Raw genomic sequence first — 19,178 nt, 5'->3', positions numbered from 1 at the left:
GGGTTTTATGGATACCCAGAAATTCACACATAAATCGCTGGAAGCAATTCAGCAGGCGCAGACGACAGCTCTGGAAAACAACTGCATGCAGATTGAACAGGAGCATCTGGCAGACGCGCTGCTGCGGCAGGAAAACGGATTGATTCCCCAGCTGCTCACCAAGATGGGGCTGGACTCCGGTGCTGTGCTTCGCGCTGTGGAACAGCAGGTCAAGAAGCTGCCCGCCGTGACCGGCCCCGGACGCGAGCCGGGAAAAATCTACATTTCTCCGGATGTAGACGCTGTTCTCGTCGAAGCGGAAAAACAGGCCGAACGCATGAAAGATGAATACATTTCCGTGGAACACATCATGCTTGCAATGATTGAAAAGCCGAATTCTGCGATGCGCAGTGTGTTCGAGCGTTTCGGCATTGACCGCAATCGCTTCCTGCAAGTGCTTTCCACCGTGCGCGGGAATACGCGCGTCACAAGCGACAGTCCGGAGGAAACTTACGATGCGCTTGCAAAATACGGCCAGGACCTAGTGGCACTTGCCAGAAACCATAAACTTGACCCGATTATCGGCCGCGATGATGAAATCCGAAGCGTAATACTGATTCTCTCACGGAAAACGAAAAACAACCCTGTGCTCATCGGTGAACCGGGCGTCGGCAAAACGGCGATTGCTGAAGGTCTTGCCCAGCGCATTGTGCGCGGCGATGTACCGAACAGTCTTAAGGACCGCAAGGTCATCTCGCTGGATATGGGTGCGCTCGTAGCCGGAGCGAAATACCGCGGCGAATTTGAAGAGCGGTTCAAGGCCGTTTTGAATGAGGTAAAAAAGAGTGAAGGCCGCATTATTCTGTTTATTGATGAGCTGCACACCATTGTGGGTGCGGGCAAAACGGAAGGCAGCATGGATGCGGGCAACCTTCTGAAACCGATGCTTGCCCGCGGTGAACTGCACTGCATCGGTGCGACAACGCTCAACGAGTACCGCCAGTACATTGAAAAAGACGCGGCTCTCGAACGCCGCTTCCAGCCCGTCATGGTCGAGGAGCCCTCCGTGGAAGACACCATTGCCATTCTGCGCGGTCTGAAAGAGCGCTACGAAGTGTTTCACGGAGTAAAAATTCAGGACCAAGCTTTAATTTCGGCGGCGACGCTGAGCAACCGTTATATCTCGGACCGTTTCCTGCCCGACAAGGCAATCGACCTTGTAGACGAGGCGTGCGCAATGGTCCGCACGGAAATCGACTCGATGCCGGTAGAACTGGACGAAATTTCCCGCAGAATCATGCAGCACGAAATTGAGGAAGCGGCTCTGAAAAAAGACACCGATCCTCTTGCACAGGAGCATCTGAAATTGATTCAGAAGGAGCTTGCGGACGAACGTGCACAGCTGAAAGAACGCAAGGCAAAATGGGAAAACGAAAAGAACGCAATCAGCAAAGTGCGCAAGCTGCGTGAGGAAATTGAGCAGGTCAACGCGGAAATTGAAAAGGCAGAGCGCGTTTATGACCTGAACAAGGCTGCCGAACTGAAATACGGCAAGCTACCTGCACTGACAAAAGAACTGAAAATTGAAGAAGAAAATGTAGAAAAGGCGCAAAGCGAAGATTCTCTGCTGCATGACCGTGTAACGGACGAAGAGATTGCGAAAATCGTAGCCAAATGGACGGGTATCCCCGTTGCACGGTTGATGGAAAGCGAACGGGAAAAGCTGCTCCGCCTCGAAGATATTCTCCATGAACGCGTCGTTGGGCAGGACGAGGCCGTAACAAAAGTGTCCGAAGCGATTCTCCGTTCACGCGCAGGAATCCAAGACCCGAATCGCCCCATCGGTTCGTTCCTGTTCCTCGGGCCGACCGGCGTCGGCAAAACGGAGCTGGCAAAAGCCCTTGCTCAGGCACTGTTCGACGATGAAAAGAACATGGTCCGCATTGACATGACGGAATACATGGAGAAATTCTCGGTATCGCGGCTCATTGGAGCACCTCCGGGCTACGTCGGCTATGAAGAAGGCGGACAGCTTACCGAAGCGGTGCGCCGTCACCCCTACTCGGTCGTTTTGTTCGACGAAGTGGAAAAGGCTCATCCCGATGTATTCAACATTCTTCTGCAGGTTCTCGACGACGGGCGAATCACGGATTCTCAGGGACGCACGGTCGACTTCCGCAACACCATCATTATTCTGACCTCGAACCTCGGCTCCAGCTATATTCTCGATGGCATTGACGAAGCCGGAAACATCAGCGAGGAGGCAAAAAATCAGGTCAATGGTCTGCTGAAAAAGCAGTTCCGCCCCGAATTCCTCAACCGACTCGATGAGATTGTGTTCTACCGTCCGCTCCAGCGCAATGAAATTTACAAGATAATTGACTTGCAGGTTGCTGACTTACAGCGCCGTCTGCAGGAAAAGCAGCTAAACGTGGAACTGACCGACGCGGCGAAAGAGTTCATCATGGAAAGCGCTTTCGACCCTGTATACGGCGCAAGGCCGCTGAAGAGGTTCATTCAAAGCCGTGTGGAAACGCTGATTGCAAAGAAAATCATTGCAGGCGGTATTCTCCCCCGCACGGTGCTCAAAATCGACGTAAGCGACGGACACCTGACGATAAGCGAAAAGCCGCAGATTGCTGCCGCAGAATAAAATTGCACTCAGGCATCTACCGTAGCGTGAAAAGAAACGGAGCAGCCGTTCCGAAATGGAACAGTTGCTCCGTTTTACTATGGAAATGATTTGTCAGACGTTTTCGCCCTCTACTTGCGCAACTTCTTCTTCGGGAGCATCTGCGTAGTCGTTTGCCAGATGGAATTTATCAATGAGCCAGAAGATAAAGCCAAGCAGCATAGCGACGCATGCACCGAGGGACATACCTTTGAGCTGTACCTGGCCAATCTGAATGAATGCGCCTGAAAGTCCCGTTACCAGCACAACGCTCGACATGACAAGGTTGCGCGAACGGCTGTAATCGACCTTCTGTTCCACGAGCAGGCGCAAACCGGAAGCCGCAATCATTCCGTAAAGCAGGAAGCTTACGCCGCCCATTACCGGGCCCGGAATGGACTGAATCACAGCGGAAACCTTGCCAAAGAAGGCAATTACCATCGAAATCACGGCCGCACCGCCAATGACCCAGACACTGTAAACACCTGTCATCGCCATGACGCCGATATTCTCGCCGTAGGTCGTCGTCGGGACGGAACCTACTAAACCAGACAGCATAGTGGAAACGCCGTCGCCCAAAAGCGTGCGGTCAAGGCCCGGGTCTTTGAGAATGTCACGGCCAATGATTTTTCCTGTGACGATCTGGTGGCCGATATGCTCGGAAACGACAACCACCGCTGCCGGAAGGATGACCGAAATTGCCGTCCAGTTAAACTTTGCCGGCTGGAAATTCGGAACTGCGAAGATCGGAGCCTGGTCCACCAGTTGCCAATCCACAAGTCCGAAGCAGGCGGCTGCAATGTAGCCTACAACAATTGCAATCAAAATCGGAATTACCGCAAAGAAGCGGCGGAACAATACATTTCCGAAAACTGCCACGCAAAGTGTAATCAGGAAAACAGCAACCTTTTTGGGGTCGATTTGCGTGTAGGTATCCGTAAGGATCAGCCCGCCCATTTCAGCGGCGTTTCCGGCAAGTTCGAGACCGATTAATGCAACGACCGCTCCCATGGCCGCAGGCGGAAGAATGACGTCAATCCATCTGGTTCCGCAGAAATGAATGATGAGTGCTACCAAACAGAATACAGCACCGGTCACGACAAATCCGCCGAGTGCGTAACTGTATCCCAATCCTTGGGTTGCTATAACAATTCCGGCAGGTGCAATAAAGGCAAAGCTAGAACCAAGATATGCCGGGGCTTTGCCCTTTGAAATCAGAAGATAAATCAGTGTGCCGACGCCGTTCATGAAAAGCACAACGGCCGGGTTAATGCCGATAAGGTTCGGCACGAGCACCGACGCGCTGAACATGGCAAACATGTGCTGCAGACTAAGCGGGATTGCTTCCAGAATGGGGGGTACTTCTTCGACCTGAATGATTTTTTTCTTCATTTTCTTCTCTCCTCATCTCTGTCTTTATCTATCTTGAGTTTTCCTAGAAAAACTCAAAAAAAAAGCCCGCCCGATGCTGAAATACATCGGTGTGAGCTTTTTTGTTATGTTGTGCCGGCCCGTCGGAACGAGGATTTCGGGGCCCCGCAAATGGGGCAAACCCAATCTTCCGGCAATTGTTCAAATGGAATAGCGGGATCGTTATAAACATATCCGCAAATGGTGCAGACCCAACTTTCGGAATTTGACTCCTTTTTCGGACTATCCTCCCTATAAGTAGGAGCATTTTTCGGAGCACGGCCTTTAATCACGCGATGATAATACTCATATGTCATCGGTTTGCCTTGAACGGTATCGCTGCCTGCAACCACTTCCGCCAAGTAAATAGTATGAGATGCGGTTTCCACGCTGGAAACCACTTTACAGAGGAACCAACAACAAATATTTTCCTCAATAACAGGAACACCTTCCGCGAGAACACGGTAATGAATGTTCTTGAGCTTATCTGTGTCACGTCCGGAACTGAAACCAAGAGCTCCAATAACCGCCCCGGAGGTATCTTCCGAAAGAACGGAAACTGTGAAAATACCTTCCTCGCGAATGCACTCGTTACTGAAATTGTTGTGACTCATGCTGACAGCAATAATATTGGGATTATAAGCAACCTGCTGAACAGTATTGACAATGCAAGCAGAAACTTTATTCCCGCGTTTCACGCCGATTGCATACATGCCGTAGGTTAGTATATTCAGTACATCGACTGTCAAGCATAATTCCTCCTTCAAGGCATTTTTTCTATTATAACGCGCAGTGCGCCAAATAGCAAGAGATTTTACATATTCTTGTAAATTTCTGAGGCCAAACCATCTTCCTTCCGACTCTCATTAACCGCATCGCCGTTTCCGCTGACAGACGACTGCGGGATTTTCTTTTTATAATATCGCAGGAGCTTCAGATATTCCGCCGCTTTCTTCATACCGCGCAAGGCCGCCTGTTCCCAAAATATTTCGGCCTGTCTGCGGTCCCGCTGGACCCCGATGCCATAATAGCAGCACTCGCCAAGACGGTTCAGCGCTTCACCGCTGCCGTGACCGGCTGCCTTAAAATACCAGTGCAGCGCCTGCTCCATATCTTTTTGCCCGCCGACGCCTTCCTCCAAGCACTGAGCGAGCAGAAACTGCGCGCGCGAATCTTCCAGCAAAGCTGCTTTTTTCAGCCAAAAAACCGCTTTGGCGCCATCCTGCTTCACGCCACGGCCCAAAAGGTAGCATTGTCCAAGGTTGCACGCCCCTCCGGCGCAACCCTGCTCCGCCGATTTTGCAAACCAGTATGCTGCTTTGCTGTTGTTTTGTTTTACTCCGTTTCCATCGCGGTATATGACACCGAGGCAGTTCTGTGCATCGGCATAACCCTGGCGAGCAGCCTGCAGAAACCAATGTGCTGCCTTGCGGACGTCTTTTTTCGCTCCCAACCCGTAGCTGTAACGGATTCCCAGATTGAACTGCGCCATCACATGGCCCCGCTGTGCCGCTTGAGTCCACCAGTATTCCGCTAGGGAGTAGTCCTGCTGAACACCGCGCCCCGAATAATAGCACAAAGCGAGCCTGTTCTGCGCGTCCAGGTGTCCTTTGCTCGCGGCCCTTTGGAACCAAAACGCCGCCTTCTCATAATCACGCGTCACATCTTCTGCGGTTTCATAGACAAGGCCAAGCTTGTAGCAGGCGGCTGCATCCCCGTTTTCTGCCTCATTCTGAAGCCGCTTGAGTTCCAGCACATTTTCGGGGATGGATGCTTTGCCAAGGACGCAAAGAAAGCAGAAAACGACAAAATCGGTTTGTTCCGCTGTCCAGCAATATTCATTGCTCATCCGGACTCGGAAATGCCTGCGAATTTCCTCCCAATCGGAAGGATTTTCCTTCAGTTTCTGAAATATACCCTCCCGGAACGCGAGACTCAGCAAGTGGAGTTCTCCCTTAAATTCTCCTTTTGCAAAGTCTTTGAAAAGCGCGGTGAAAAGGCGTTGATTGGAAAAGACTTCTTCGCCTTTTGTTTCCTTAATCTTGTTGAGGACACCGACAACTGCCTGATTCATCTGTTCACCTTCAGATGGATTTTCGCTTATCCGAAAAGCTCGTCTCTGTGATTCCGGCGACGGAAAGGTCATCTCCGCTTCCGCGTTCTGACATATCGGCGAGAAAGCTTTTCAGCTCCGCCGACGTTTTCTTTTTTCTCCCAGCGGAGAACTGACGAATCACCTGATCCATAAAATCGGTGTAATACTCTCTGGAAGCGAAGGAATTCCGCACACCGTCCGTCGTCATGACAACAGCAGAAGGTTTCTCCAACCCAAAGATGTGGTGAAACTTATAATACGCATCCGGTTCACAGAGAGAAGTCGTTATATTCCCGATAAGTCCTTCTTCCTTCGGCACGAAAACCTTCTCCCCTTCACAGACGGCAAAGCAATCCCCGTCGCCGATCTGCAAACCGAACCAATAGTAGGGGGTTACCGCCGCGGCGATTAAAGTCGTTCCGTAGGCGGTCTCCACAAGTTGACCATTGCGCAGAAGCTCTCTGCGGTGTTCGGAGAGGGGCGAAAGCTCCTCCTCGCTGAATGGATGAGAAGCATAATGCGCTGCAACCTTCCGGTTCCAGCTCAAAATAATATTCTTTTTCAACTGCTCGAGCTTTGCATCGACCTCGCAGCTCAATAAGCCTCTACCTTCGCGCTTGACAAACTCACGCACTGCATGCAGCGCCGCAGACGCCGCCAACTGAGAGCCGACGTCGCTGCGAAAATACCGCTTGTCGCCATGCCCGTCCGCAACCGCTGCCGCCGCAGAGTCCCCAAAATGGGCGGAACAGGAAAAATCCTGACAGACCTGCTGCTTGCGCGTATGGGACGCTCCCCGCACCGTTACATGAAAATCAACAAGGCAGTGCGAAGGCACACGATAATCAGTTCCAGCCTTCATCCTCATCCACCAATGCGTTCTCAGGCTGCCATTCTTGTTCCTGCTGATTCAGCTGCTCGGTAAATGCTTCCTGACGGCTGGTTTGGCCCACAGGGCTGCTTTGGCTGCCGATTTTCGACGCCGTAACGGAGACAAGGCGAATCATCTTCATCAAGGCCTCCGGCGTATGGGCGCGGAGAACTGCTTCCTTTGTGCCGGTGAACTCTACCAAGACATCGTCGTTAATTTCACTTTCTTCCCCAATTGCAACCGCAACTTTAATGGCAGCACGGAACCAGTTGTTCTTTTTCAAATCTTCAAGTGCTTTTTCGTAATCGTCGGTCGGCTCTCCGTCCGTCATCAGAAAAATCGCCGGAGCATAGGAACCTTCGGCATCGCTCATGAATGCTTTGCGGGAAAGTTTTTCGCCCAGCATGCGGAATGCTTCTCCCAAATCCGTCAGGCCGTCCGCGTCAACGTAGGGCCACTCAAATTCACTGGCTGGTTTCGGCTCGTCATAAACCCACTTTGCCCCATTAGAAAACGTGAGCGCAGCAATTTTAATCTCAGCGTCAGCATTATCCTCGGAAATTGACCGAATCTCAGGCAAGACATTGAAGATTGCATCATTCACCGCACCGATTTTCTTTCCCGCCATACTTCCCGAGGTATCGACAAGGAAGAAGAGAACCATCGTACGTTTTGCAATTCCTTCGGTATTTTCAAACGGATTGGACATTTTATTACTTCCCTTCAGCAATTCAGCTCTGCGCGGTGTCAGGTAATTTCAGCCTGCACATCGCCGCCGAAATTAATTTTTACGTTTCTGAAAATCGGAAGAACTTCCTGCGGCAGAATGGTTCTTTCGGTTCCGTCCGGCATTTCAGCTTTCCAAGGCGCTTGGGACAGATTCCGAACGCCCCAGAGTGTTGGTTTTTTCTTGTTTCTTATAACCTCACCGGTTACTGTCCGACAATCTAGACTGCCTTTCTGCGTATGGCAGGCATAGAGGTGATTTCCCGGGCAAAGTGCCACAGAAAACTTCTGCACGTCCAGCCGCAGCGGGTGAACCAGTTCCGCTCCGCAGGAAAGGCAACGCAAGGATTCGTCTGCCCCGCCGCCGGTAGGAACGACAAAATTCTCACAGCCGCAGCCGCACGAGACAATCTCGTCACGCAGGCGGATAAACAGGCGCAGCCATTCATTGTCGGATACGCGGCGCTCTTTGCGGCGGATTCCCTCCGTAAACGAACGAATGAACGCTTCGCGGATAAATTCCGGGTAAAGAGGCCAAAGCACGATGGCATTGTTATGTACTCCGCGCACGGGGCGGTTGCTCCCATTCGACGGGTCGAAAATAAATACCGGAGAAGTTCCGTAATGCCGTACCTCATGCTCATCTGTCAGGCAGACGCTTTTGAGCACCTTCTCCCCCTCAAGCGGATGCGAAAGAAACAAAAGGAGAAATAGCATGACGGCAAGAGAGAAGTAATCCGACTGCATTCCGGGCTGCTCGCCAAGAACGACCTCCGGAGCCATGTAGCGGCATTTCCCCGCAATGCCGAGATTTACCCCGTAAGGGGCAACATTGTCGTTATCGCAGATGAGAACACTTCCGTCCTCCGGATTGATGAAGAAGTTGCCGTCGTTGAGGTCTTGATAGGACTTTCCCTGACGGTGCAGCGCCATAAAACTTTCCACAATATTCAGTGCCGCATTAACCCGAACCGAGTGCTTTACGATTCGTTGTTTCGCATTGAGAATATCGGTAAAGCTACAGTAATTCTTCGGCCGCAGCTTCATCAGGTAGCCGAAGCTGCCCTCCGTTTCCTCCGTCACGCACAGAGGCCACAGAAAAGAAGGCGCAGGGGCACCGTCCTGGATATTCTGCTTTAGATTTTTCAGGAACTCTTGCGGGCGTTTCAAGGAACCCGGAAAGAACCATTTCAGCGCATACTCCTGCCCGCAGTATTCCACGCGGTAAACGATTCCCTGGCCGCCTTCCCCAAGTTTCGACAGAATCGTGAGAAAGCCGCCGGAATCCGCGACTTTTATCTTATGTCCGGTTTCAAACTCCATTTCGGACATTCCTCTCTCGCAATTAGAATCGTTTTTTACAGAACTTTACGAAATTTTGGCAATACTATAATATATCACGATACCTTTTAAATGTCTATAATTCAAAAAACGCCCTGTGCCGTTTCGGCACAGGGCGTATAAAAGCAGCAAAAAGAATTATTTCTTGCGTTCTGCCAGAGCTTTTTTGACTTCTTCGGTGAAAAGCGGGATAATCTTCGTTGCGTCTCCGACAATGCCGTAATCGGCAACTTCAAAAATCGGCGCAGATTCATCCTTGTTAATGGCAATGATGACGTCGGATTCTTCCATGCCGGCGAGGTGCTGAATCGCACCGGAAATGCCGCAGGCGATATAGAGGTTCGGGCGAACCGTCTTACCGGTCTGACCGACCTGGATATCTTTCTCAACCCAACCGGCGTCAACAGCCGCTCTGGAGGAGCTGACCGCTCCGCCGAGAACTTTGGCGCATTCTTCGAGCATCTTGAAGTTTTCGGGGCAGCCCATGCCGCGTCCGCCGGAAACCAGAATCTTTGCGTCCTGAATGTCCATCTTGTGGGATTCTTTCTTCACGACATCGAGAATCTGAACATCTTTCTCGGATTCCGGAATCTCAATATCGAATTTCTCAACAACAGCCTCTGCGTCTGCAATCGGCTTAATCTTCTGCATAACGCCCGGGCGAACGGTTGCCATCTGCGGACGGTAATCCGGGCAGACGATGGTTGCCATGATGTTGCCGCCGAATGCAGGACGGGTCATGCGGAGATTCTTGGTTTCGTCATCTGCAATATCGAGTTTCGTGCAGTCAGCCGTAAGGCCGGTGCGGATTCTGGCAGCTACGCGCGGAGCGAGGTCGCGGCCGATTGCGGTTGCGCCGTAAAGGACGATAGCCGGCTTATATTTCTCAATAACCTTGCACATAGCATAAGCATACGGCCTTGTGGAATACAGCTCAAGGTCTTTGTTGTCGACCATGACGATTCTGTCGGCGCCATAGCTTGCAAGGTCTTTGCAGAGACCGGAAACACCGTAGCCAAGAAGAATGGCCGTTACTTCAGTCTCCAATTTTGCAGCGAGTTCTTTTGCTTTGCCGAGCAGCTCATGGGATACACCGGCAACCTGGTTATCTACCTGCTGGATAAATACGTAAACGCCTTTATATTCCTGAATATCCATTCTGATCACCACTTTCAACTATATAATGAATTTCTCTCTGAGCTTTTCGAGCATGTACTCGGCCGCTTCCTGAGGATTCAGGTTGGTGACGACCGTGCCGGCAGCCTTCGGGGTCTTGGTGAAGGTCTGAACAACGCGGGTCGGAGAACCTTTCAGACCGATGTCTGTATCCTCAACGTCGAGATCCTTGCGGGTGATGATCTTGACTTCTTTTTCACGGTACGCGTCAAAGATTCCGCCCGGAGTCATGTAGCGCGGCTCGTTGAGCTCGCTCAGTGCGGTGATCAGGCAAGGCATTTTTGCCTTGACAATGTGGTAACGGTCTTCAAACTGGCGCTTGACGATGACATACTCGCCCTCGACCTTGATTTCTTCCGCATAGCTGATATTAGTGATGTTGAGGTTCTCAGCAATCTGCGGGCCAACCTGGGCGGTGTCACCGTCGATGGCCTGACGGCCGGTGATGATGAGGTCAAACGGAAGCTTCTTGAGTGCAGCAGCAATAGTGTGAGCTGTTGCCCATGTGTCGGCACCGCCGAATGCACGGTCCGTCACGAGGTAGGCTTCGTCGGCGCCCATTGCCAGAGCTTCGCGGAGCGCTGCATCAGCCTGCGGCGGGCCCATGGTAAGAACGGTAACATGTGCGCCCTGGGAGTCTTTCAGACGGAGAGCGGCTTCCAGACCTGCTTTATCATCTGGGTTGATAATGCTCGGCACGCCTTCGCGGATCAGAGTACCGGTTTTGGGGTCGAGTCTTACTTCATTTGTATTTGGAACCTGCTTAATGCAAACGACTATATTCACTGCAATTCCCTCCTAATCTTTCTGCCTTACTTCAAGGCATATTTGGAGATTACCATCTTCTGAACTTCGCTGGTGCCCTCATAGATTTCGGTAATCTTGGCGTCGCGCATCATGCGCTCAATCGGATACTCTCTCGTGTATCCGTAACCGCCGTGGAGCTGCAAGCAGCGAGTGGTAACATCCATAGCCGTGGAGGCGCAGTAAAGCTTTGCCATGGCTGCTTCTTCGGAATAAGACTTCTGGGTATCTTCCGCAACAGCTGCGCGGTACATCAAAAGCTGAGCAGCCTTCACTTTTGTAACCATGTCCGCAATTTCAAACTGGGTGTTCTGGAATTTCGCAAGCGGGCGGCCGAACTGCTTTCTCTCTTTAACGTACTTGATTGTTTCTTCAAGTGCGCCTTCTGCAATACCGAGAGCCTGTGCGGCAATGCCGATACGGCCATTGTCCAGCGTTGCCATAGCAATAACGAAGCCTTTGCCTTCCTGACCGAGAAGATTTTCCTTCGGGACAATGCAGTTTTCAAAAATCAGTTCGCAGGTGGAAGAACCGCGGATACCCATTTTCTTTTCTTTCTTGCCGACGGAGAAGCCCGGGAAATTCTTTTCTACAATGAACGCGGAAATACCATGGTTGCCCTTACTCTTATCCGTCATGGCGAAAACAATGTAAGTATCCGCATAACCGGCGTTTGTAATGAAAATCTTGTTGCCGTTAAGGACATAGTGGTCGCCTTCGAGGACAGCCCTCGTCTGCTGTGCGGAAGCGTCCGTGCCGGCATTCGGCTCTGTGAGAGCGAAAGCGCCGAGGTATTCGCCGGAGCAGAGCTTCGGCAAATACTTAGCCTTCTGCTCAGGAGTACCGAATTTCAAAATCGGCCATGTACCAAGAGATGTGTGAGCGGAAAGCATGGTGGCGGTAGTAGCGCATACCTTGCTGATCTCTTCGATGCACATTTCGTATGTAAGGGTATCGCAGCCTGCGCCGCCGTATTCCTTCGGGTAAGGGATACCCATGAACTTATATTTACGCATTTTTTCGAGCGCTTCGACCGGGAAGCGCTCTTCTTCGTCGATTTCCTGTGCGTAAGGTTTAATTTCTTTTTCTGCAAACTCTTTGAAGAGCGTGCGGGCTAGCTGATGTTCTTTACTGAGTGTGAAGTCCATACTCGTTCCTCCAAATCTGTCGGTTTCGATTACTTCTTGGAATAGTCATAGAATCCCTTGCCGCTCTTCCTACCGAGCAGGCCGCCGCGTACCATTTTGCGGAGCAGGGGGTGAGGACGGTATTTCGGATCTCCGGTTTCTGTATAAAGCACTTCCATAACGTCAAGAACAATGTCAATGCCAATGAGGTCAGCCAAAGCAAGCGGTCCCATCGGGTGGTTTGCACCGAGCTTCATAGCGGTGTCGATATCCTCTGCGGAAGCGGTGCCTTCAGCCAGGACGTTGACTGCTTCGTTGATCATCGGAACAAGGATGCGGTTTACGACAAAGCCCGGAGCTTCTTTGACCTGAACCGGGGTCTTGCCGATTTCTTCGGAAATCTTCTTGATTTTTTCAACGAGCTCGTCCGGTGTGTTGATGCCGGCGATAACTTCGACGAGTTTCATGACCGGTGCGGGGTTGAAGAAATGCATACCGACAACCGGGCGGTCAAGTTCGTTGCCGATTTCTGTGATGGACAGAGAAGAAGTGTTGGTTGCAAAGATAGCGTCTTTCTTGCAGATGGCGGAAAGTTCCTTGAACAGGTTTTTCTTGACATCCATCTTCTCAAGAGCTGCTTCCACGATGAGGTCGCAGTCAGCAGTAATTTCCTTTGTGCCGGTTGTAATCTTTGCGAGAACTGCATCCGCCGCAGCCTGCTCCATCTTGCCCTTTGCAACGAGTTTGCTCAGGTTCTTTTCGATCTTTGCTTTGCCGTTCGCGGCAAGCTGCTCATTGATGTCGCAGAGTTTTACGGAATAGCCTTCGGTCTGTGCAAATGCCTGTGCAATGCCGGAGCCCATGGTTCCGGCGCCAATGACGCCAACGATCATAATCATAAGCCTCCTAAAATGATTTTACTTATTAATGAACGGGTCGTGCTTTCTCTTTTCACAGAACGCCGTCATAGCGTTTCTCTGGTCCTGTGTGCCACAGCAGGCCGCAAAAAGCTCAGACTCCAGCGCAACGGCGGAGTCGATATCCATCTGCAGGCCCATGTTGATCGCCTTTTTGCACTGGCGAACGGCAATCGGAGCGTTTTCGGAAATGCGTTTGGCAAGTTTCATGGCTTCGTCCATCAGCTGGTCAGCGGGATAAACCGCATTGACTAGACCGATTTGCAGCGCTTCGTCAGCCTTCACATTGCGGCAAGCGAAAATCAGTTCCTTTGCCTTCCCTACGCCGATGGTGCGGGCAAGGCGCTGGGTGCCGCCGAAGCCCGGTGTAATGCCGAGACCAGCTTCCGGTTGGCCGAAAACCGCATTTTCCGAGGCGATGCGGATATCGCAGCTGAGTGCCAGCTCACATCCGCCGCCGAGTGCAAAGCCGTTGACCGCTGCGATGACCGGAATCGGCAGCTTCTCGATTTTGCGGAAAACAGCATTTCCCTTTGCACTGAATGCGCGGCCTTCCTCAGACGTCATGTTGCACATAGCGGCGATATCGGCGCCGGCGACGAACGCTTTTGCGCCCGCGCCGGTGATGATGAGGCAGCGTGTTTTATCCACGTCAACCGCGTCGATGACTGCTTCGAGGTCGCAGAGGACTTCGTTGTTCAGCGCGTTGAGCGCTTTTTCACGGTCGATGGTAACGACACCGACAAAGTCTTTCTGCTCATATTTAACATAGCTCATCGCTAATCCTGCCTTCCTTCAAATCGGAAAATCTTAATATTTCTTCACGATGGTTGCAACGCCCATACCGCCGCCGACGCACAGCGTGGAGAGACCGTACTCGACATCTCTTCTCTGCATTTCGTAGAGCAGCGTGGTGAGAATGCGGCAGCCGGAGCATCCGACCGGATGGCCCAGAGCGATTGCGCCACCGTTGACGTTGACCTTGCTCATGTCGAAATCAAGGCCCTGGCAGACTGCGATGGACTGTGCTGCGAAAGCTTCGTTTGCTTCAATCAGGTCCATATCTTTAACGGACATACCGGTCTTTGCCATGACCTTCTTGGTAGCCTCAATCGGGCCAAGGCCCATGTAAGCCGGTTCAACACCAGCAGAAGCACCGGCAACCCAGTAAGCCATCGGCTTTACGCCGAGTTCTTTCGCTTTTTCTTCGCTCATGACAACAACTGCGGAAGCAGCGTCGTTGATGCCGGAAGCATTGCCTGCGGTGACGGTTCCGTCTTTCTTGAACGCCGGGCGAAGAGCGGCAAGGCTTTCAACCGTAACGTTTGCGCGCGGAGCTTCATCGGCGTCGAAGATGATGGTGTTTTTCTTCTGCTTTACTTCAATCGGAACAATTTCATCCTTGAATTTGCCTTCCGCAATGGCTTTCTGAGCTTTCTGCTGGCTGTTTGCGGCAAATTCATCCTGCATGGTGCGGGTGATGCCGTATTTTTCAGCAATGTTCTCGGCAGTGATGCCCATGTGATAATGATAGAAGGAATCCTCAAGTCCGTCATGAATCATAGAGTCAAGGAGTTCGCCGTTGTTCATGCGATAACCGAAACGTGCCTTCTTGAGGAGGTACGGTGCATTGGACATGCTCTCAGCACCGCCGGCGATGATGACGTCAGCTTCGCCCGCAGCAATCAGGGCTGCCGCGACGTTAACACTCTTAAGGCCCGAGCCGCAGAGGTTATTCAGGGTAAATGCCGGGGTCTCAACCGGGATGCCTGCATGAACTGCCGCCTGACGAGCCAGATTCTGGCCGATGCCTGCCTGGAACACACAGCCGAGAATAACCTCATCAACTGCTTCCGGAGCAATTCCGGCACGCTTCATGGCTTCTTTAACAACGACTGTTGCGAGTTCAGGCGTTTCAACGTTGACAAGAGCTCCGCCCATTTTGCCAATGGCGGTGCGGCAAGCGCCTGCTAAGACAATTTTTTTGGACATAATTTTTCCTCCATTCGTTTTCCATTTTTTATCGCAGAACTTAAAAATGACTGCACTTTTAGTGGCTACACTTTCAAGGTTAAACTATGTTAAATATATCACAAGTGTTTCATCAAATCAACCAGAAGAAGAAAAAAATCGTCATTTTTTTAACAATAAGTTTCGGAAAATCTCATGCATTTATATTTTCACAGAAGAATTTTTGGATTTCCGGAAATTCCCCGTTCAGAGAACCTTGCGCCAGCTCTGCCGAGCCTCCTCCGCGGCCCCCGAAAGCAGCGTTTAATTTCTTGCAGAAAGGACGGACATCCCCTTCCGAAACTGCCAACGCATAGCGGAAACTGTTGTCTTTGCCGCTGAAAACGCCCACCGTTCCGCCGCACCGTTTTGCAAGCATCAACGCATAGCGCCTGAGGTCATCCGGAGAAAGGTTCTCTTCCAGCGTGCAGTAGTTTCCGCAGTTTTCCGGAACCAAAGCCGCCTTTTGCGCGAGCATGGCGGCAGTCATTTCGGAAAGACGACGTTTCAGGTCGGCGTTCTCCTTTAAAAGACGTTCTACAGCAGAATCAATTTCCCCCTGCTTTGCGGAAAGCAGCGCAGAAACGGCGGAGACACTCCGGAGCTTTTCATGATAATCTTCCATGGCCTGAGCGCCACACACCAGAGTGATGCGCGTTCCGCCCTTGTAGTTTTGCCAGCCGATCAGCTTTATCGCGCCAATCTCCCCCGTGCGGGCGACATGTGTTCCGCAGCACGCGCAGACATCGTATCCTTCCACGGTTACGATGCGGACGGCACCCGTCAGCTGCTTTTTGCTTCGATACGAAAGCGTCTGCAGCTTTTCCTGCGACGGATACTCCGCATGAACCGGAACATTGCGGTACACCGCTTCATTTGCTAGGTCTTCCACGAGCTTCAGTTGGCTTTCGCTGAGCGGAGCGTTCCAGTCAACCGTCATAAACTTTTCACCCATGTGGAACCCAACATTGTCGACTCCAAACAACCGGTTGGCGATGCCGGAAACAATGTGTTCGCCGGTATGCTGTTGCATCAGGCGGAACCGGCGCGTCCAATTCACGCCGCCCATCACGTTGAGACCTACGGGCAAAGGCTTGTCCGTTGTGTGAACAATCTCATCTCCCTGCTCCTGAACATCAAGCACATTCACAAAATTCAGTACACCGGTATCCGCCGGCTGGCCGCCGCCTTCCGGATAAAAAGCCGTGCGGTCAAGAACGACCTGCCATTTTCCGTTTTTCTGTTCGCATTTCAACACGCGGGCCGAAAAGATTTTGCGGTACGCATCTTTGTCATATAATTTTTCGGTCATGGTTTCTCTCCTTTTGCTTTTAGGAATTCGCACTGAGAATAAAACCATTATATAGCTGCCACGGCGGCTCTTCAATAGAATAGGAAAGGGTTCTTCCGTCCGACGGGACTTTCCAAGTCGGGGAAAATTGTAATATTTTCGGGCTGTCATGGGAATTCTACCCGTGAGGTGATGAAAAATGAAGGCAAAAGATATTATGACCAAAAACGTCGCCTGCGTGCAGCCGAATGAATCCGTACTACGAGCAGCACAAATGATGAAGCAGTACAAGTGCGGTTCCATTCCGGTGTGCAGCGGCGGCAAGGTTGAGGGTATCGTTACCGACCGCGACATTGCGCTGCGGTGCATTGCAGAAGGCAAAGACGCAAAGCAAGCGAAGGTCAGCGAAATTATGACAGCCAACCCGGCAACAGGCTCCCCGGAGATGGATGTCAACGACGCGGCAAAAATCATGAGTGAAAAGCAGATCCGCAGACTGCCGATTGTCGAAAACAACAACATTGTTGGTATGCTTTCTCTCGGCGATATCTCCACGGAACCGGCCGAAAAAGATACGGCAGGGAATGCGCTGAATTGTATCTCAAAGCCCTCATCGGCACAGATGTAACCCTCCCCGTTTTATTTGACAAATTTCTGGCTGCATGTTAAAATACAAGCAATTGAGTCATGAAGGCTCAGAAGTTTTCTAAATGTTTCTAATATATATTTGAATAACAAAAAGCCCATGAAGGGTAATTTTCCGCCCTTTATGGGCTTTTTTATGAGGTGCCGTAAAAATGCATATTCCGGACGGCTATTTGAGCCCGCAGACAACAATTTCGGGCCTTGCCGCTATGGTTCCCCTTTGGGGCGTTTCTTTTCACAAAGTGAAACGCGAGCTGAAACAAAAAGATATTCCGCAGATTGCGCTTTGTTCCGCCTTTACCTTTCTTGCCATGATGTTCAATGTTCCTGTGGCCGGAGGTAGCTCCGTTCACGCCATCGGTTCCGTTCTTGTCGCTATTTTGCTCGGCCCGTGGGCCGCGGTCATCTCCGTGAGCACCGCGCTGCTGATTCAGGCGCTGATGTTCGGCGACGGCGGAATTCTCGCTTTCGGCATGAACTGCCTCAACATGGCCGTTGTGATGCCGTTTGCCGGTTACGGAATTTATAAACTGATTGCCGGCAAATCCAAGTTGGGCAGCGGGCGGAATCTTGTTGCTGCGTTTTTTGGTGCATATTGCGGGCTGAACCTCGCGGCGTTCTGCGCTGCGGTGGAGTTTGGCATCCAGCCACTCCTGTTCCGCGATGCAGCCGGACAGCCGCTGTACTGCCCCTATCCACTTTCGGTTTCGATTCCGTCCATGATGTCGGCACACTTAATTGTTGCCGGGCCGATTGAAGGAATCCTCACCGCCGCGGCACTCGCTTATGTTGTAAAGTTTGCACCGAATCTGATGCAGAGGTTACCTGCTCAGGAGCCAGAAAAAATTTCGTTTTTCAAACGCTACAAGCCTATTCTCATCGCCCTGCTTGTTCTTGTCGCTTTGACTCCCGTCGGCCTGCTTGCAACGGGCACTGCCTGGGGGGAATACGCCACAGACGAACTGAAAGCGATGATTGGATACATTCCGAAAGGCATGGCGCAGTTGGCGGATAAATGGAACGCACTGATGCCGGATTATTCCCTTCCGATACTCGGCGGCGGTCAGACTGCTTCCGTCGGCGGGTACGTTCTTTCTGCAGCTGTCGGCATTGGAGTTGTCGGGTTACTGATTTTCCTGATGGCAAAACTGTTTGTAAAGAACAGCAAAGGGGGCCCAAACCCATGACTGACCCGCAAAACGGCAAAATCACTCTGCCCGCGTGGATGACCGAAACGAATAAAAATGTTTCCGGCAAGGCAAAGACAGGCTTTCTCCGCCGAACAATCCAAAATATCTCTCAGGTGTTTAAAAACGACCTGTATTCGGAAACCTATGCCTCAAAAGCGGGGCTTTTACAGGCCGTTGACCCCTGTGCAAAAATTCTTGCATTTCTTATCCTTATGATTTTTTCCGGCTGCACATCGAGTATCACAACGCTGATTGTGCTTACGGCAGTTCCGCTGTTTTACGGAGCGGCATCCGGCATTCCGATGAAGGATTTTTTCCGGCGCGTGTGGCTGACCATTCCGCTGATTGTTCTGCTGTTTTCTCTTCTAGGAACCAGCAGTCTGTTTCTCGGCGGGCAACCGCTTTTCTACCTGATTCCCCCACGGCTGTTCGGCAGCTGTGGCGGCATGTATTTCACCGCAGAAGGCATCGCTGCGGCATTCCGCATTGCGCTTCGCACAGGGATTTCCATTTCCTTTGCCGCTCTACTTTTGATGACGACGCGCTGGCAGCAGGTTATCGGAGCCTTTGCGGCGATGCATCTGTCCAAGACCGCTGTGGCGGTTCTGGATATGGCATATCGCTACATTTTCTTTCTTTCGGAATCGGCAAGCGAGATGTTCGAAGCGTGTTTTCTCCGGACAATCGGGAAAATTTCAGCTCGTGAAAGCCGCCGCCGTACGGGCGGCAGCGTTGCCATTCTGCTTCTGAAAAGCCACGCTGTGGGCGACGAAGTCTACGACGCCATGCGCTGCCGAGGTTACAACGGAGATTTCCGCCGCCTTCGCAAATCCCACCTTTGCAGCAGAGATATGGCTTTTCTGGGGATTAACCTAATTCTATTGATTTTTTTGAGTCTGATTCGGTAGCATCAGGCATCGTTGGG

The 19,178-nt window shown here is 51.6% G+C and carries 17 protein-coding genes; 4 read left to right on the top strand and 13 right to left on the bottom strand.

Annotation, left to right across the window (positions count from 1 at the left end; translation table 11 throughout):
* The first annotated feature begins 7 nt into the window (after positions 1–7).
* Positions 8–2,632 (top strand): ATP-dependent chaperone ClpB, encoded by a 2,625-nt coding sequence (gene clpB / locus NOG13_RS02220; protein WP_283110676.1) that lies wholly within the window; start codon positions 8–10, stop codon positions 2,630–2,632.
* Between the two features lie 93 nt (positions 2,633–2,725).
* Here clpB and uraA read toward each other — a convergent pair whose 3' ends face one another.
* The 13 genes from uraA to NOG13_RS02155 all read right to left on the bottom strand — a co-directional run bounded on the left by uraA (position 2,726) and on the right by NOG13_RS02155 (position 16,439).
* Positions 2,726–4,042, bottom strand: a complete 1,317-nt coding sequence (uraA, locus tag NOG13_RS02215; RefSeq protein WP_283110675.1) for a uracil permease — start codon at positions 4,040–4,042, stop codon at positions 2,726–2,728.
* A 104-nt stretch (positions 4,043–4,146) separates the two neighbouring features.
* Positions 4,147–4,809, bottom strand: coding sequence for a flavin reductase (locus NOG13_RS02210; protein ID WP_283110674.1), 663 nt, complete (start codon positions 4,807–4,809; stop codon positions 4,147–4,149).
* 65 nt (positions 4,810–4,874) lie between these two features.
* Positions 4,875–6,134 (bottom strand): SEL1-like repeat protein, encoded by a 1,260-nt coding sequence (locus NOG13_RS02205; protein ID WP_283110673.1) that lies wholly within the window; start codon positions 6,132–6,134, stop codon positions 4,875–4,877.
* 10 nt (positions 6,135–6,144) lie between these two features.
* Positions 6,145–7,017, bottom strand: coding sequence for a PP2C family serine/threonine-protein phosphatase (locus tag NOG13_RS02200; protein ID WP_283110672.1), 873 nt, complete (start codon positions 7,015–7,017; stop codon positions 6,145–6,147).
* Positions 7,001–7,735, bottom strand: a complete 735-nt coding sequence (locus NOG13_RS02195) for a vWA domain-containing protein (RefSeq protein WP_283110671.1) — start codon at positions 7,733–7,735, stop codon at positions 7,001–7,003. Before NOG13_RS02195 ends, NOG13_RS02200 begins: the two co-directional genes overlap by 17 nt.
* A gap of 38 nt (positions 7,736–7,773) precedes the next feature.
* Positions 7,774–9,075, bottom strand: a complete 1,302-nt coding sequence (locus NOG13_RS02190; RefSeq protein WP_283110670.1) for a serine/threonine protein kinase — start codon at positions 9,073–9,075, stop codon at positions 7,774–7,776.
* A 156-nt stretch (positions 9,076–9,231) separates the two neighbouring features.
* Positions 9,232–10,251, bottom strand: coding sequence for an electron transfer flavoprotein subunit alpha/FixB family protein (locus NOG13_RS02185; protein ID WP_283110669.1), 1,020 nt, complete (start codon positions 10,249–10,251; stop codon positions 9,232–9,234).
* An 18-nt stretch (positions 10,252–10,269) separates the two neighbouring features.
* Complete coding sequence (locus NOG13_RS02180; RefSeq protein WP_283110668.1) at positions 10,270–11,055, bottom strand: electron transfer flavoprotein subunit beta/FixA family protein; 786 nt, start codon at positions 11,053–11,055, stop codon at positions 10,270–10,272.
* A 26-nt stretch (positions 11,056–11,081) separates the two neighbouring features.
* Positions 11,082–12,221 (bottom strand): acyl-CoA dehydrogenase, encoded by a 1,140-nt coding sequence (locus NOG13_RS02175; RefSeq protein ID WP_283110667.1) that lies wholly within the window; start codon positions 12,219–12,221, stop codon positions 11,082–11,084.
* 29 nt (positions 12,222–12,250) lie between these two features.
* Positions 12,251–13,093 carry a 3-hydroxybutyryl-CoA dehydrogenase gene (locus tag NOG13_RS02170; protein WP_283111134.1) on the bottom strand — a complete coding sequence of 281 codons (843 nt, stop codon included), beginning with the start codon at positions 13,091–13,093 and terminating at the stop codon, positions 12,251–12,253.
* A 24-nt stretch (positions 13,094–13,117) separates the two neighbouring features.
* Positions 13,118–13,894: an enoyl-CoA hydratase-related protein gene (locus tag NOG13_RS02165; RefSeq protein WP_283110666.1), complete on the bottom strand. Its 777-nt coding sequence runs from the start codon at positions 13,892–13,894 to the stop codon at positions 13,118–13,120.
* 33 nt (positions 13,895–13,927) lie between these two features.
* Positions 13,928–15,109, bottom strand: coding sequence for an acetyl-CoA C-acetyltransferase (locus NOG13_RS02160; RefSeq protein WP_283110665.1), 1,182 nt, complete (start codon positions 15,107–15,109; stop codon positions 13,928–13,930).
* A gap of 172 nt (positions 15,110–15,281) precedes the next feature.
* A complete protein-coding gene (locus NOG13_RS02155; protein WP_283110664.1) occupies positions 15,282–16,439 on the bottom strand; it encodes an alanyl-tRNA editing protein in 1,158 nt (385 codons plus the stop codon).
* Positions 16,440–16,617: 178 nt separating this feature from the next.
* On the opposite strand from NOG13_RS02155, the gene NOG13_RS02150 reads away from it, so the two are divergent.
* The 3 genes from NOG13_RS02150 (at position 16,618) to cbiQ (ending at position 19,161) form a co-directional block, all read left to right on the top strand.
* Positions 16,618–17,046, top strand: a complete 429-nt coding sequence (locus tag NOG13_RS02150; RefSeq protein ID WP_283110663.1) for a CBS domain-containing protein — start codon at positions 16,618–16,620, stop codon at positions 17,044–17,046.
* A 169-nt stretch (positions 17,047–17,215) separates the two neighbouring features.
* Positions 17,216–18,250: a cobalt transporter CbiM gene (gene cbiM / locus NOG13_RS02145; protein ID WP_283110662.1), complete on the top strand. Its 1,035-nt coding sequence runs from the start codon at positions 17,216–17,218 to the stop codon at positions 18,248–18,250.
* Positions 18,247–19,161 (top strand): cobalt ECF transporter T component CbiQ, encoded by a 915-nt coding sequence (gene cbiQ, locus NOG13_RS02140; protein WP_283110661.1) that lies wholly within the window; start codon positions 18,247–18,249, stop codon positions 19,159–19,161. The genes cbiM and cbiQ overlap by 4 nt, the downstream gene beginning before the upstream one ends.
* The last annotated feature ends 17 nt before the right edge of the window (positions 19,162–19,178 follow it).

This window comes from Thermocaproicibacter melissae (assembly GCF_024498295.1).
Classification (GTDB): domain Bacteria; phylum Bacillota; class Clostridia; order Oscillospirales; family Acutalibacteraceae; genus Thermocaproicibacter; species Thermocaproicibacter melissae.
Note: the sequence above shows the minus strand (reverse complement) of the source record. Positions and strands in the feature narration are given on the sequence as shown.

Excerpts from the sequence above, each read along its gene's own strand:
- clpB (WP_283110676.1), top strand. The coding sequence starts at position 8 with ATGGATACCCAGAAATTCACACATAAATCGCTGGAAGCAATTCAGCAG.
- uraA (WP_283110675.1), bottom strand. The coding sequence starts at position 4,042 with ATGAAGAAAAAAATCATTCAGGTCGAAGAAGTACCCCCCATTCTGGAA.
- NOG13_RS02205 (WP_283110673.1), bottom strand. The coding sequence starts at position 6,134 with ATGAATCAGGCAGTTGTCGGTGTCCTCAACAAGATTAAGGAAACAAAA.
- NOG13_RS02200 (WP_283110672.1), bottom strand. The coding sequence starts at position 7,017 with ATGAAGGCTGGAACTGATTATCGTGTGCCTTCGCACTGCCTTGTTGAT.
- NOG13_RS02195 (WP_283110671.1), bottom strand. The coding sequence starts at position 7,735 with ATGTCCAATCCGTTTGAAAATACCGAAGGAATTGCAAAACGTACGATG.
- NOG13_RS02190 (WP_283110670.1), bottom strand. The coding sequence starts at position 9,075 with ATGGAGTTTGAAACCGGACATAAGATAAAAGTCGCGGATTCCGGCGGC.
- NOG13_RS02185 (WP_283110669.1), bottom strand. The coding sequence starts at position 10,251 with ATGGATATTCAGGAATATAAAGGCGTTTACGTATTTATCCAGCAGGTA.
- NOG13_RS02175 (WP_283110667.1), bottom strand. The coding sequence starts at position 12,221 with ATGGACTTCACACTCAGTAAAGAACATCAGCTAGCCCGCACGCTCTTC.
- NOG13_RS02170 (WP_283111134.1), bottom strand. The coding sequence starts at position 13,093 with ATGATCGTTGGCGTCATTGGCGCCGGAACCATGGGCTCCGGCATTGCA.
- NOG13_RS02165 (WP_283110666.1), bottom strand. The coding sequence starts at position 13,894 with ATGAGCTATGTTAAATATGAGCAGAAAGACTTTGTCGGTGTCGTTACC.
- NOG13_RS02160 (WP_283110665.1), bottom strand. The coding sequence starts at position 15,109 with ATGTCCAAAAAAATTGTCTTAGCAGGCGCTTGCCGCACCGCCATTGGC.
- NOG13_RS02155 (WP_283110664.1), bottom strand. The coding sequence starts at position 16,439 with ATGACCGAAAAATTATATGACAAAGATGCGTACCGCAAAATCTTTTCG.
- NOG13_RS02150 (WP_283110663.1), top strand. The coding sequence starts at position 16,618 with ATGAAGGCAAAAGATATTATGACCAAAAACGTCGCCTGCGTGCAGCCG.
- cbiM (WP_283110662.1), top strand. The coding sequence starts at position 17,216 with ATGCATATTCCGGACGGCTATTTGAGCCCGCAGACAACAATTTCGGGC.
- cbiQ (WP_283110661.1), top strand. The coding sequence starts at position 18,247 with ATGACTGACCCGCAAAACGGCAAAATCACTCTGCCCGCGTGGATGACC.